We start from the raw sequence: 13,454 nt of genomic DNA on the forward strand, positions 1-13,454 counted from the left end.
CCTCCGGCTATGCCACGACACACGACCCCATCCGAGTCACTCAATCCCGTGCCCGGCCGGACCATCGGCGAGCACGGTATCGTCGGGAACCTCGATACCACCGCGCTGGTCGCCAGCGACGGCACCATCGACTTCATGTGCTGGCCGCATATGGACAGTCCCACCGTGTTCGCCGGACTGCTCGATCCGGAGAAGGGTGGTGAGTTCACCGTGACACCCGACCTTCCCGATGCGCGCACGATTCAGCTCTACGTTCCGGAAACGAACATCCTGATCACGCGCTGGATGGCGGAAGCGGGAAGCGTCGAGCTTACGGATTTCATGCCGCACCCGGACACGCAGCCGCGCGTGGCCAACTGCCTCCTGCGATGCATCCGTGTGCCTCGGGGCAAGGTGGTGATCCGTGTGCGCTGCCGGCCGCGCCTTGCGTATGCGAAGCGTGTTCCGGAGGTCTCGGAATACGGTGACTCCGTGGTGTTTCACGATGGGCCTCAGTCGCTGCGCCTCGCCGCGAGCGTGCCGCTTCTGATCGAAGAGGGCGAGGGCGCCGTGCACGCCGAGTTCGAGCTGAACCCCGGCGAAGAAGTCTGGTTCATGCTGGGCGACGAAGCCCATGACCCCTACGATGAAGCCGAGTGCCGCGCCGCCTTCGACAGCACGGCGGAGGCCTGGCGCCGATGGACGCGTCGCTCGACGTATCGTGGCCGCTGGCGCGAGCGCGTCGACCGTTCAGCCCTGGTGCTCAAGTTGCTGACGTCGCACCGGCATGGTTCCGTTGCCGCCGCGGCCACGTTCGGCCTGCCGGAAGCCACCGGCGCCGGGCGCAACTGGGACTACCGCGCGACGTGGATACGCGACGCGTCTTTCACCGTGTACGCCTTCATGCGCCTCGGCTACATCGACGAGGCCGAGCACTTCCGCCGCTGGATGGAAGCGCGGCTGGCCGATCTGGATCGGCATTCGGCGTTGCGCATCATGTATGCCATCAACGGCGAGGAAGCCGAGGACGAGGACGTGCTCGACCACCTCGCAGGGTATGCGGGGTCGCAACCGGTGCGCATCGGCAACGCCGCGCGCACGCAGACCCAGCTGGATATCTTCGGCGAGCTGATGGACAGCCTCTATCTGGCCAACAAGTACGGCCGCGCCATCAGTCGTACCGGCTGGCTGCACGTCGTCAGCATGGTCGACCATGTCAGCCGTCACTGGAAGGATACCGATGAGGGTATCTGGGAAATGCGGGGCGGAAAGCAGCATTTCCTGCATTCGCGGCTGATGTGCTGGGTCGCGCTGGATCGCGCCGTGCGCCTGGCCGGTAAACGTTCGCTGCCGGGTCCCATAGTCGAATGGGCGACGGAGCGGGACCGTATTGCCGAGGATATCTGGAACAATTTCCGGCATCCCGAGCATGGCTACTTCGTGCAGACCAAGGGCGGTACGGATCTCGATGCCGCGCTGCTGATGATGCCGCTGGTCCGCTTCGTCTCGGCGACCGATCCGGTGTGGCTGGCGACGCTGGATGCGATTCGCGACCAGCTGACCGACGATGGCCTGGTCTTCCGCTATCGCAATGCCGACGGCCTGGAAGGGGGAGAAGGCGCGTTCACGACGTGCACCTTCTGGTACGTCGAGTGCCTCGCACGTGCCGGCCGTCTGCACGAAGCGCGCGAGGTCATGGCGCGCGGGGTGCTGTATTCGAACCACCTCGGACTGTTCTCGGAAGAACTGAGCCTCCGGGCGGAGCAGCTGGGCAATTTTCCTCAGGCGCTCACGCATCTGGCTTTCATCAGCGCGGCGTATTATCTCGACCGCCAGCTGACCGATCCGGACGGCCAGGTCTGGCAGCCCTAGACCAGATGCAGATCCCGGGGCTTCGCACCGGGGAAGACCCGTGCGAGGTCGGTATCGGATAAGGCATACATGCGACGCAGCATGCCGCCGAGTACGTCGCGATAGTTGTTGAGCACCGGGTAGTCGCGATTCTGCAGAAGGCTGTGTGCGTTGACCGCTACCTGCTGGCCCGCGATCCGCCCACCGTGCACCTTCCCGCCGAGCACCCAGTACGTCGTACCGTGGCCGTGATCGGTGCCCTTGTTGCCGTTCTCGCGAAACGTGCGGCCGAACTCCGACACGACCACCACGACGGTGTTGTTCCATTCCGCCTCGCCCAGTCCTTCGGCGAATGCCGCCAGACCCTGGCCGAGGTTGTCGAGGTTGTTTGCGAGCTGGCCATCCGCGCCGCCCTGGTTGACATGCGTGTCCCAGCCGCCGACATCGACGAAGCCGAGTCGGTAGCGGTCACGCATCAGCGTGGCCATTCGCTGGCCCTGCTGCGCGAACCCACGTGCATTCACGGCGCCCCGGCTAGCCGCGACCATCTCCGATTGCAGGTCCTGGGCCACCTGCTGGCGCAGCTGCAGCCCGTCCGTCGCGGCGGCCTGCAGAGGTGTGCCCTGATACATGCCGGCGAGGATCTTCGACTGCCTGTCGTCGAACACCGCCTTGCTGTCGCCCTTGAGCGAGATGTTGGGCACGTCGCCCGCGCCGCGGAACGACAGGGGCAGGGCGTCAGTGAACGCGATGGGCGGTATGCCGCGCAGGACGGTCGAGAGCCGGCCCATGAATCCGGAGCCGTAGTCCCGGGCGTCGCCCGATTCGCCGGATTCGATGTTGTCCTGCGTTTCGAAGTGGCTTCGCGAAAGATCGTCGGTGCCGGCGAACGGAATGAAAGCCAGCTGGCGCTGGTCCCACAGCGGTCCCATGCTCTGCGCGACAGCGGGTGCCAGGCCCCAGTTCGCGTCCAGGGCACGCACCGACTTCGGATCGCCCGCCGTGGGTCGTGCCAGCGCGATGGTCGCGCGCGACTCGTAGTAAAAGTCGCTGGAATACGGCACGAGAAGGTTGTTGGCGTCGTACCCGCCGCGTAGAAACACGAGCAGAAAGCGTGGTGAACTGGCCGGAGCCGCGAAAACCTTGCCGCCCAGCGTAAGCGCGGGCGCGGTGGCGGCGAGAGCGAGGAGGAACTGGCGGCGATCCATGGGAGGCCTCAGCGGTAGTTGAAGTCGGGGGAGGAGAGCAGGAAGGTATTCCACTCCTGTTGCGAGGTGGCCTGGGCCAGCGCGTCGCGTGTCTTCTGACCGAGCCACGGCTCGATCGTGGTGTAGTACGTCGGCGTCGTCAGCTGGGGGAAGCCACCGCGCTGCACCTTGCCATCCTCGTCGACGTCGAACAGATGGTTGGCGCCACTGCCGATCGAACGCGCGATCTCGAAACGCTTCGCCAGCTGACCGGAACTGGACCATTCGGAATCCGAGGTTGGCCAGCCATCGGGGGTGATGCGGCCGAACGGTGCCTGGCCCAGTTGGTTGATCCAGTTCACCAGCGGGCGCGGATTGGCCACCGGTTTTCCGTCGTAGGCGAGACGCATCGTGGAGACGAGGAACTGTGTGGGGTCCTTGTAGCGTTTGCCCAGCGACGCGTTGAACTCCTTCGATTCGAGCATGGTTTTCATCACCGCGGCGATGTCGCCATCGGTATGGCTGAACGTCTTCGCCATGGCCTTGACCAGCGCCGGCGGCGGGTCGTCGGCGACGAAATATCTGGCCAGCTTCGTCGATACGAAGGTCGCGCAGGCCGGCTGGCTGACGATCAGATCGACGGCTCTCTCCACTTCGTCGAAACCGCCGCCCGCTATGTTCCTGCCGAGCAGCTTCTGGTCGCCGAAGTCGTGTCGGTTCGGATTGAATTCGAACACGCCGTCCTGGACGTAATACCGCTGCAGGTCTTTCCTCATCTTGCGCGGCTGTCCGTCGAAATTGACTCCCACGCCGGTCAGGACGCGGGCGAGGTTCTGTACGTCGTCCTGCGTGTATCCCGAACCCACACCCAGCGTGTGCAGCTCCATCAGCTCGCGCGCATAGTTCTCGTTGATCTTGTCGCGCGCGTTCTGCGCGTTGTCCAGGTATTCGAGCATCGCCGGGCTCTTGAGCGTGGCGATGACCAGATCGCGGAACTTGCCCAGCGCATGCGGACGGATCGTGTCCTGTTCATAACTGGCCACCAGCCAGCGCACGCGTCCCTTGTTCTGGAACACGCTGAAATGGTTCATCCAGAACCACACGAGTTGCTCACGCAGCTGGTTTTCGTCATAGACCGCACGCAGCAACTCGGCGGCCTGGGCCTGCTGAGCGTACTGGTTACCCTGCTTCTGGAGCGCTTTCCTGGAGGTCTCCTTCGCATCGCCATCGGGCAGGTCCTTGATATCGCGATACTGATCGCGAACCTGCGCCAGCAGCGCGGGGGCAGGGGTTTTCATGACGTCGAATGAGGCGATCTGCGCCGCGATGACCGGCGGCATACCATCGGCCTTCGGATGTAGCTGTTCGTCGAGGAAGCGGCGTCTGCCAACATCGCGAAAGTGCGCCACCGTCGCGGAATCCACGCCGAAGGTCACCCGGTTCAGCCAGGCGACATCGTCTTTCGAAAGCGTGCCGTCGCGTGCCATGGCAGGCAGCGTGACGAGAGCGAGCAGGACGGCCGCGGCCATGGATCGCATGAAACCTCCGTTCTCGGTGCGCATGTCACCTTAAACGGGGAGCCTTTCATGGGGTTTACGCATGAACGTCGCGGTGTCGTCCAACGTTCATGTTCGTGATTCAGATCTCGCTTTCGTCCGGACCGATGAACTCGATGGCCGCTTCGCGGGTGCCCGCGGTTTCTTCGGCGATCTCACGCACGCGCTCACCGACCTTCTCATTGGGCACTTCCACCTCCAGGGTGAAGGTGCGCGAGCCGACGTCGTCGGACAATTCGCTGGAGCTGGAATCATCGCGGACGCCCATCATCAGGTCGTCGATTTCCTCGACGCGCTCGACGCGGTCGACGCCGTGGATGGCGTTCATCACGTCGTCGAAGATGTCGCGGTCGCCGGTAATGCGAAGCTGGATACGGGGCATGGGAGTCTCCTTTTCGATAAGGTCCGATGCTGCGGCGAGGCATGTATGCCCGAAGTGTACGGCGGGCTACCATGGGCGTTTTACGCGGCGCCTCGCCCATGACCAAGACCTACGACCAGGCCTATTTCGACAAGTGGTACCGCAGCGCGGAGCACGCCGTGCGCTCGCCGGCCGAGCTCACGCGCAAAGTGTCGATGGTGCTGGGACAGGCGGAGTTCTACCTGGGACGGCCGGTGCGCAACGTCCTCGACGTCGGCTGCGGCGAGGCCCCGTGGCGGGCGGTCCTGCGGCGCCTGCGTCCAGGCATCGAGTACCGGGGGCTCGAGGCCAGTGAATACGCCGTGGCCCGTTATGGCCGGACCCGCAATATCGGGCTGGCGCGATTCGGCCAGCTCGCCGAGTTGCGCTTCGACACGCGTTTCGACCTGATCGTCTGCACCGACGTGCTGCACTACCTGAAGCCCGCCGAGATCCGCGCGGGGCTGACCGGCATCGGGGAGATGGCCGAAGGGCTCGTCTTCCTCGAGGTCTATACCCGCGAGGACGATCCCGGCGGTGACCGGGTCGGCTTCCATGGGCGTCCCGCCCGCTTCTACCGGGACGCGTTCAACGAGGTCGGGCTGATTCCGGTCGGCTCGCAGTGCTACGCCAGCCCGCGTCTGGCCCGGCACGTGGCGGCTCTGGAGACGCTTTAACTACCGGTCGAGGCCGAAAACCAGGCCATGACGGCCAGCCCGTTGTTGGCCGCATGCGCGATATAGGACGGCCAGATCGAGCCGCTGCGCACGCGCAGCCACGCGCAGAAAATACCCACGAGCACGAGGTTGGGCACGGCATACCAGAGCCAGCCCAGGTCGGGCAGATGCACGGCGCCGAAAAGGACACCGGATATTCCAATGGCCCAGCCGTCGCCTGTCAGGTGGCGCAGCCGGGCAAGCAATGCGCCTCGGAACAGCACTTCCTCGACCAGGGGGCCCGCAAGGACCGCGACGGGAACGAGGGCGACGCGCATGCCGAAGTGCGCCTTGTCCGCGATTTCGGAAACGGTCTGCGAGACGGCATGATCGCCCGCCAGCCACTGGGTGAGCAGCCCGCCCAGCAGCGGTGCGACGAGGCCCAGTACGGTGCCCGCGGCGATAAAGCGCCCGGCCGGCTCGGTGAAGCCCAGCCCGAGTACGCCGCCTGAGCGCGTGAGGCTTCCCCAGCGGCGAACCACCACATGGATCGTCAGCCAGGCCGAGGCGAGGACGGTGAGCATCACCACCACGATGATCCGGTCGGGAGCGTCGGGGACGCCGTCCGGGAACCAGCGGGCCAGGGCATCGGCGAGCAGCTTGAAGCCCATCCCGAAGCCCAGCTGCAGGATGAAATAACCGAGGATCGTGAGAACCGCCTCAAGCAGGCCGGGGGCCCGGGTGGGACTGGCGGGAAGGACGGCCGGCGCGGCGGAAGAGGGGAAGTCGTGAGGCATGCGGCACCCTAGCGGACGCCCCGCGACAAAAGCAACGGCGCTTCCGGCACAGACCGTCACGTGGCACCTGTATAGTGTTTCGTCCCTAAAGGAGGAAAACTGGCGCCTCGACGCGCCGTCCCATGTTCGCATTCGACTGGCTTGCCGACCCTTCGGCCTGGGCGGGTCTTCTCACGTTGATCGTGCTGGAGATCGTGCTCGGTATCGACAACCTCGTCTTTGTCGCGATCCTCGCCGACAAACTGCCCGCCCGCCAGCGCGACCACGCGCGTCTGTTGGGTCTTGGCCTCGCGCTGGTGATGCGCCTGTGCCTGCTCGCCGCCATGTCCTGGCTGGTGACGCTGACAACACCCCTCTTCAACTGGAACGGTTTCGGCCTGTCCTGGCGGGATCTGATCCTGGTGATCGGCGGCGCCTTCCTGTTGTTCAAGGCGACGCTGGAGCTGCATGAACGGCTCGAGGCCGACGACGACGACGGCGGCAAGGCCGGTCGTCGGGCCAGCTTCTGGCTGGTCGTGGCGCAGATCGTCATCCTCGACGCCGTGTTCTCACTGGATTCCGTGATCACCGCCGTCGGCATGGTCGACCATCTGTCGATCATGATGGTCGGTGTGGTCATCGCCATGGCCCTGATGATCACCGCCAGCAAGCCGCTGACCACCTTCGTCAACGCGCGTCCGACGGTGGTGATCCTGTGCCTGTCCTTCCTGTTGATGATCGGTTTCAGCCTGATCGCGGAAGGCTTCGGCTTCCACATTCCCAAGGGTTACCTGTACGCCGCGATCGGTTTCTCGATCATGATCGAGGTGTTCAATCAGACGATGCGGCGCAATCGTCATCGTTCCCTCCTGGTCGGCGGGCGCGCCATGCGCGACCGCACCGCCAAGGCGGTCCTGCGCCTGCTCGGGGGGCGGTCGGACGAGGAAGGCGAGAACGGCAAGCACGAGGCGCGCACGGAGGCGTCCGAGGCGGCGGTGTTCGGTCAGGACGAACTGGAAATGGTCCAGGGCGTACTCGACCTGTCCCAGCGACCGGTGCGTTCGATCATGACGCCGCGTACCGAGATCGTCTGGGTCGACCCGGGCGAAGACCTGACGACACTGCTCACCGAGGCGCGCGAGTCCGCGCACCACTGGATGCTGGTGGCGGAGGGCGATCTCGACCAGCTCGTGGGCGTGGTTTCCTCCCGCGACCTGCTGGCCAGTCTGGCCGATCACGGGCGACTCGAGACGGCGCAGTTCGTCCGCAAGCCGATCACGGTGCTGGAATCGCTGAGCGTGCTCCGCCTGATCGACGAGTTCCGTCGCGCGCCGCTCCAGATGGCGCTGGTCGTCGATGAGTACGGCAGCATCCTCGGCCTCGTGACCCCGGCCGACGTCCTCGAGGTGATCGCCGGTGAATTCCCGGACGAGACCCGCGAGGGCGATCCCTCCGCGGTAAGCGAGCCGGACGGGGCGTGGCTGCTCGACGCCAGTCTCGACGTGCGTCGGGTCGAGCACCTGCTCAGCCATCGCTTGCCGGGTTCGGCCGACGGCAACTTTTCCACGCTGGCCGGCTTCGTGCTGTCGCAGCTGGGCCGCCTGCCGGCCGCCGGCGACCGCTTCGAGGTCGACGGCTTCGAGTTCGAGGTGACCGCGATGGAAGGTGCCCGCATCCAGCGCGTCCGGGTGCTGGCGCTGGCCCGGGACGACGAAGACTGAGCAGCGCGTCCGGGAACGGATCCTGTCCCTTCCCGGATTTGCCGTTTATGCGCCCGTCGTGTCGTCCACCGGCGGCGACGCGTTGTTCTCCATGATCGCCATGCCCATGCCACCGGCCGCCATCAGCATCAGCGCGGCCCAGGCGACCATCGAGACCAGGTAGCCCGGGCCACGGCGCGAGGCATCGCGTACGTACGCCACCGCATACCACACGCGGCCGGCGAGCCAGACCAGGCCGGCGATGCCCGCCCACAAGGGATCGACGTACTGGGCGGCGAGCCACAGCGCCGGGATGAACATCACGGCGTTCTCGAGCGTGTTCATCTGGACCCGCCAGGCCCGCTCGAACGCCGGGTCGCCGGAGATGGACGGCGCCTTGATGCCATAGCGTTCACGCGCGCGGCCTACCATCCATACCGTATAGAACATCAGTAGCAGGGTGAGCAGGGTGACGACGGCAGGAAGCTGGCTTGTCATGAAGCGATCCGGGGACTGAATAACCCGCAAGTTTACCGGCAATGGTCCATGCGATCATGCCGACCGCGTCTCGCTGGAGACGCTTTCAACCGAGGAGATGCCCATGCTCTGGCAAAAAGGCCGTAGAAGCGACAACGTGGAAGACGCCGGCCAGGGCAGTGGTGGCGGTGGAGGTGGCTTCGGAGGCCGCGGCTTGGGTATCGGCGGCATCATCATCCTGGCCATCATCGGCATGGTGTTCTTCAAGGATCCGACGGCCCTGCTCGGCGGCCAGGGCGACCCGGGGACGACGTCCCAGCAGCAGACCCGGCAGGAACCGGCCCATCAGGTGGGCGACCAGGCCGCGGCCAATGACCCGCAGGTGGACTTCGTCCGCGCCATTCTGGGCGAGACCGAGGACACCTGGGGCGAGGTATTCGCCGCCAACGGTCAGCAGTACGAGCGGCCGAAGCTGGTGCTGTTCCGCGATGGCGTGCGCACGGCCTGCGGTTCGGCGTCATCGGCGGTAGGACCGTTCTATTGCCCCGGTGACCATAAGGTCTATCTGGATCTCGGCTTTTTCCAGACGATGCAACAGCGCTTTCATTCGGCCGGCGACTTCGCCCGTGCCTATGTCATCGCGCACGAAGTCGGCCACCATGTGCAGAACCTCGTGGGCGTGTTCGACAAGGTCAGCGACGCACGCCGCCGCGGTGCCGCCATGGAAGGTGCCAACGGCTTGTCCGTTCGTCAGGAGCTGCAGGCCGACTGCTTCGCCGGTGTATGGGCGAACCGGTCCAACCAGCGTCAGCAGTGGCTGCAGCCGGGCGATGTGGAGTCGGCGATCAACGCGGCCTCGGCCATCGGTGACGACACCTTGCAGGAACAGTCGCAGGGGCGCGTCGTGCCCGATTCGTTCACGCACGGCACCTCGGCGCAGCGTGTGAAGTGGTTCAGGACGGGCCTCGAATCCGGTGACATCGGCAAGTGCAACACCTTCTCCGGAACGATCTGACCGTCCTCACATGACGCACCCCTGTCTTCTCTGCGGCGCCTGCTGCGCGACCTTCCGCGTGGCCTTCCATTGGATGGAAACCGATCTCGCCGGCGGCATCGTGCCGTCGGCGCTGACCGAGCATCTCGATCCGCACCGGGTGAACATGCACGGCACCAATGCCTATGAACCGCGCTGCAAATCGCTCGTGGGCGAGGTCGGCGTTGCCGCGCATTGCGGTGTGTATGAGGTGCGGCCGTCGCCATGCCACGACCTGCAGCCGGCGTGGGAAAACGGGCAGCCCAGTCCGCAATGCGACAAGGCGCGGGTGAAGCATGGAATGTCGCCGCTGACGCCGGCGGACTTCGGGCACTGAACGATTCGCTGAAGCAGTCGCTGGAGAAACACCATAAAAAAGGCCCCGTCTCCGGGGCCTTTTCATTCATCAGAAATCGCGCTTCTTCCGCGGCGGCTTACCGCCGCTAGGCCGGTTGCCCTGCGGACGGAAGTTGCCACCGCGCGGCGGCGGACGCGAAGCGCCACCGGCGCCGGCACCACCACCGCTCTGCGGGGTTTCCTTGCCGTCCCACTCGGCGATCTTCAGCTGCTGCTGGGCGACCCACACCTTCTTGAGGTGCGTGAAGGTCTCGGCCGGCATGCCGTCCGGGAGGTCGATCAGGCTGTAGTCGTCACGGATGCTGACGCGGCCGATGAACCTGGCCTCGACACCGCCTTCGTTGGCGATGGCGCCGACGATGTTGCCCGGCTTCACGCCGTGCTCGTGGCCCACTTCGATGCGGTACGTACGCTTGCCGGCTTCCGTGGTATGCGGGCGTGGCTGGCGCATGCCTTCGCGGACCGGGCGACGGTCGCTGAAGTCGCCGCCGTCGCGGGACGGACGGTCGTCACGCGAGGGGCGCTCACGATCGAAGTCGCGGGGCGGGCGCTCGGTGTACTCGCGTTTGGCGGGCGGCTCGAGCAGCAGCGGCTGGTCGCCCTGGGCGATCTTGGCCAGCGCGGCGGCGATCTCGATCGCCGGCACGTTGTGCTCCTGCTCGTATTTTTCTACGAGCTGCTGGAACAGGCCGAGGTCGCCGGTAGCCAGCGTGTCGGAGATCTTCTGGTTGAACTTGTTGACGCGCGTGTCGTTGACCGCTTCGATGGTCGGAAGCTGCATCTGCTCGATCGGCTGGCGCGTGGCGCGCTCGATCTGGCGGAGCAGGTTCTTTTCACGCGGGGTGACGAACAGGATCGCCTCGCCGCTGCGACCGGCACGGCCGGTACGGCCGATGCGGTGCACGTACGACTCGGTGTCGTGCGGGATGTCGTAGTTCAGCACGTGGCTGATGCGTTCGACGTCGAGACCGCGCGCCGCGACGTCGGTCGCGATCAGGATGTCGAGCTTGCCGGTCTTGAGCTGGTCGATCACGCGCTCACGCTGGGCCTGCGCGATATCGCCGTTGATCGCCGCAGCGGCGAAACCACGCGCCTGCAGTTTGCTGGCGAGTTCTTCGGTGGCCGACTTGGTACGGGTGAACACGATCATGGCGTCGAAGCTTTCGGCTTCGAGGATGCGGGTGAGCGCGTCCAGCTTGTGCACGCCGCTGACCCACCAGTAACGCTGGCGGATGTTGGCCGCGGTGGTGGTCTTGTTCTTGATCGTGACTTCGACCGGGTCCTTCAGGTAGGTCTGCGCGATGCGGCGGATGGGCGCCGGCATGGTCGCGGAGAACAGGGCGACCTGACGGCCCTCCGGGGTCGCCTGAAGCAGCTTCTCGACGTCGTCGATGAAGCCCATGCGGAGCATTTCGTCCGCTTCGTCCAGCACGAGGAAGCGCAGCGCGGAAAGATCCAGCGTGCCCTTGTCGAGGTGGTCGATGACGCGGCCGGGGGTGCCGACGACGATCTGGGCACCGCGCTTCAGACCCTGCAGCTGCGGCCCGTAGCTCTGGCCGCCGTAGATCGGCAGGACCTGGAAGCCAGGCAGGTAGGTGGCGTACTTCTGGAACGCCTCGGCCACCTGGATGGCCAGTTCGCGCGTGGGGGCGAGCACCAGCGCCTGCGGCTTGTTGCCCGCCCGCAGGTCGATACGCGACAGCACCGGCAGCGCGAACGCCGCGGTCTTGCCGGTACCGGTCTGGGCCTGGCCGATGACATCACGGCCTTCGAGCAGGGCCGGAATGGTCGCGGCCTGGATGGGGGAGGGGGTTTCATAGCCCACCTCGGTCAGGGCGCGCACGACGTTAGCGTCGAGCGCGAGCGCGCTGAAGCCGGGCGATGCCGGAGCGTTGTCTGTTTCAGGGGATGACATGGCGACCTCGAAGAGGGGGCGCGACGGCGACATTCGCGCGCCGGCAGTAGCGTTATTGTAGCAGCGATGTGCGCTGTTCGTTGTGGTATGTGGCCACTTGTCACGCCGGCGTTACACTTCCCGGTCAGTTTTCGGATAGGAGAGATGCATGTCGGCGATCGAAACGGTGTCGGAGCAGCGCTGCTTCGGTGGATTGCAGGGCTTCTATTCGCATGAATCCGAGGCGTGCGGCGGCCCCATGCGCTTTGCGGTTTATCTGCCGCCGGCTGCCGAAAACGGGCCGGTGCCGGTGGTCTGTTTTCTTGCCGGGCTCACGTGCACGGCCGAAACCTTCACGATCAAGGCCGGTGCCCAGCGCATCGCCGCGGAACTCGGCCTTGCGCTGGTCATGCCCGATACCAGTCCGCGCGATACCGGCATCGCCGGCGCCACCGGCGACTGGGAATTCGGCGAAGGCGCAGGCTTCTATCTCGATGCGACGGAGGCACCCTGGTCGTCCCGCTTCCGCATGTACACCTATGTCGTGGACGAACTGCCGCGCCTTCTGGCGGAACGATTCGCATTCGACATGGGCAGGCAAGGCATCTTCGGTCATTCCATGGGTGGTCACGGCGCGCTGACCATCGCGCTGCGCAATCCGGGCCGTTATCGCTCGGTTTCCGCATTCGCTCCGATCGTCGCCCCGGGCTCCGTGCCCTGGGGTGAGAAGGCGTTCCCTCGCTACCTCGGCGCCGACCGCAAGGCCTGGGCGAAGCACGATGCCACCGAACTGGTCGCCGCCGGCGCGCGCTTCGACGGCACGATCCTCATCGATCAGGGCGAAGCCGATGGCTTCCTCGTCAGCCAGCTCCAGCCGCAGCGCTTCGAAGCCGCCTGCGAAGAGGCCGGTCAGAAACTGAAGCTGCGCATGCAGCCGGGTTACGACCACAGCTACTACTTCATCCAGACCTTCGTCGAAGACCACCTCCGTCACCACGCGAAAGCACTGACCGCATGAGCGAGCCGATCCGCATGCGCACGTCGCGTACGGTGATCCGCCTGCTCGATGTCGAGGAGGCTGACGTGTTGCGACGCTACCGGACCGAGAACCGCGAGCACCTGGCTCCCTGGGAGCCCCTGCGCACGGAGGCGCATTACACGCTCGACGGATGCCGGCTGGCGATCGAAGCCGGGCTGGAAGCGGCCCGTGCCGACCGCGGTTATCCCTTCGCGGTACTGACCCCGGATGGCGCGGAGATGATCGCGAGTTTCACGTTCGCGAACGTCGTCCGTGGCGTGTTTCAGGCGTGTCACCTGGGGTATGGCATCGCCCGGCGCCACGAGGGGCAGGGCCTGATGTTCGAAGCACTGGATGCGGCTATCCGCTATGCGTTTGGCCCTCTGGACTTCCATCGGGTGATGGCCAACCACATGCCGCGCAACGAGCGAAGCGGACGCCTTCTGCAGCGCCTGGGTTTCGAGAAAGAGGGTTATGCGAAGCGTTACCTGAAGATCGATGGCCTGTGGGAAGACCATGTCCTGACCGCGAAGGTCAGGGCGCAGGGATAAGCAGGACCGGCTGTCCGGC

General features: G+C 65.6%; 13 protein-coding genes. 7 read left to right on the plus strand and 6 right to left on the minus strand.

Going from position 1 to position 13,454, the window contains the following annotated elements; all coding sequences use genetic code 11:
• Positions 1-9 precede the first annotated feature (9 nt).
• A complete protein-coding gene (locus tag BLT40_RS01390) occupies positions 10-1,851 on the plus strand; it encodes a glycoside hydrolase family 15 protein (protein WP_090350885.1) in 1,842 nt (613 codons plus the stop codon).
• On the opposite strand, the gene BLT40_RS01395 is transcribed toward BLT40_RS01390, so the two are convergent.
• From BLT40_RS01395 to BLT40_RS01405, 3 genes are all read right to left on the minus strand, one after another.
• Positions 1,848-3,038, minus strand: a complete 1,191-nt coding sequence (locus tag BLT40_RS01395; protein WP_090350887.1) for a DUF1501 domain-containing protein — start codon at positions 3,036-3,038, stop codon at positions 1,848-1,850. The two genes, BLT40_RS01390 and BLT40_RS01395, sit on opposite strands and share 4 nt — an antisense overlap.
• An 8-nt stretch (positions 3,039-3,046) precedes the next feature.
• Positions 3,047-4,555 (minus strand): DUF1800 domain-containing protein, encoded by a 1,509-nt coding sequence (locus BLT40_RS01400; RefSeq protein WP_255363910.1) that lies wholly within the window; start codon positions 4,553-4,555, stop codon positions 3,047-3,049.
• A gap of 100 nt (positions 4,556-4,655) precedes the next feature.
• Positions 4,656-4,955 (minus strand): hypothetical protein, encoded by a 300-nt coding sequence (locus BLT40_RS01405; protein ID WP_036111635.1) that lies wholly within the window; start codon positions 4,953-4,955, stop codon positions 4,656-4,658.
• 98 nt (positions 4,956-5,053) lie between these two features.
• On the opposite strand from BLT40_RS01405, the gene BLT40_RS01410 reads away from it, so the two are divergent.
• Positions 5,054-5,650: a class I SAM-dependent DNA methyltransferase gene (locus tag BLT40_RS01410; RefSeq protein ID WP_036117284.1), complete on the plus strand. Its 597-nt coding sequence runs from the start codon at positions 5,054-5,056 to the stop codon at positions 5,648-5,650.
• Here BLT40_RS01410 and BLT40_RS01415 read toward each other — a convergent pair.
• Complete coding sequence (locus tag BLT40_RS01415) at positions 5,647-6,426, minus strand: CPBP family intramembrane glutamic endopeptidase (protein ID WP_176809067.1); 780 nt, start codon at positions 6,424-6,426, stop codon at positions 5,647-5,649. The genes BLT40_RS01410 and BLT40_RS01415 overlap by 4 nt on opposite strands.
• A gap of 122 nt (positions 6,427-6,548) precedes the next feature.
• Here BLT40_RS01415 and BLT40_RS01420 point away from each other — a divergent pair, with 122 nt between their 5' ends.
• Positions 6,549-8,126, plus strand: a complete 1,578-nt coding sequence (locus BLT40_RS01420) for a hemolysin family protein (RefSeq protein WP_036111640.1) — start codon at positions 6,549-6,551, stop codon at positions 8,124-8,126.
• Between the two features lie 45 nt (positions 8,127-8,171).
• Here the strand turns inward: BLT40_RS01420 and BLT40_RS01425 are convergent, their stop codons facing one another.
• Positions 8,172-8,603 carry an MAPEG family protein gene (locus tag BLT40_RS01425; RefSeq protein WP_090350890.1) on the minus strand — a complete coding sequence of 144 codons (432 nt, stop codon included), beginning with the start codon at positions 8,601-8,603 and terminating at the stop codon, positions 8,172-8,174.
• A 103-nt stretch (positions 8,604-8,706) separates the two neighbouring features.
• On the opposite strand from BLT40_RS01425, the gene BLT40_RS01430 reads away from it, so the two are divergent.
• A complete protein-coding gene (locus BLT40_RS01430) occupies positions 8,707-9,597 on the plus strand; it encodes a KPN_02809 family neutral zinc metallopeptidase (RefSeq protein ID WP_090350893.1) in 891 nt (296 codons plus the stop codon).
• 10 nt (positions 9,598-9,607) lie between these two features.
• Positions 9,608-9,952, plus strand: coding sequence for a YkgJ family cysteine cluster protein (locus BLT40_RS01435; RefSeq protein ID WP_090350895.1), 345 nt, complete (start codon positions 9,608-9,610; stop codon positions 9,950-9,952).
• A gap of 69 nt (positions 9,953-10,021) precedes the next feature.
• Here the strand turns inward: BLT40_RS01435 and BLT40_RS01440 are convergent, their stop codons facing one another.
• On the minus strand, positions 10,022-11,887 hold the full coding sequence (locus BLT40_RS01440; RefSeq protein WP_090352489.1) for a DEAD/DEAH box helicase: 1,866 nt from the start codon (positions 11,885-11,887) through the stop codon (positions 10,022-10,024).
• A gap of 148 nt (positions 11,888-12,035) precedes the next feature.
• Here BLT40_RS01440 and fghA point away from each other — a divergent pair, with 148 nt between their 5' ends.
• Together fghA and rimJ are read left to right on the plus strand one after the other, a co-directional pair.
• Complete coding sequence (gene fghA / locus BLT40_RS01445; protein WP_090350897.1) at positions 12,036-12,884, plus strand: S-formylglutathione hydrolase; 849 nt, start codon at positions 12,036-12,038, stop codon at positions 12,882-12,884.
• The gene (gene rimJ / locus BLT40_RS01450) at positions 12,881-13,435 is read left to right on the plus strand and encodes a ribosomal protein S5-alanine N-acetyltransferase (RefSeq protein ID WP_090350900.1); all 555 of its coding nucleotides are present in this window, start codon (positions 12,881-12,883) and stop codon (positions 13,433-13,435) included. Before fghA ends, rimJ begins: the two co-directional genes overlap by 4 nt.
• Positions 13,436-13,454: the final 19 nt, after the last annotated feature.

It is taken from the genome of Dyella sp. 333MFSha (assembly GCF_900102405.1).
GTDB classification, from domain to species: domain Bacteria; phylum Pseudomonadota; class Gammaproteobacteria; order Xanthomonadales; family Rhodanobacteraceae; genus Luteibacter; species Luteibacter mycovicinus.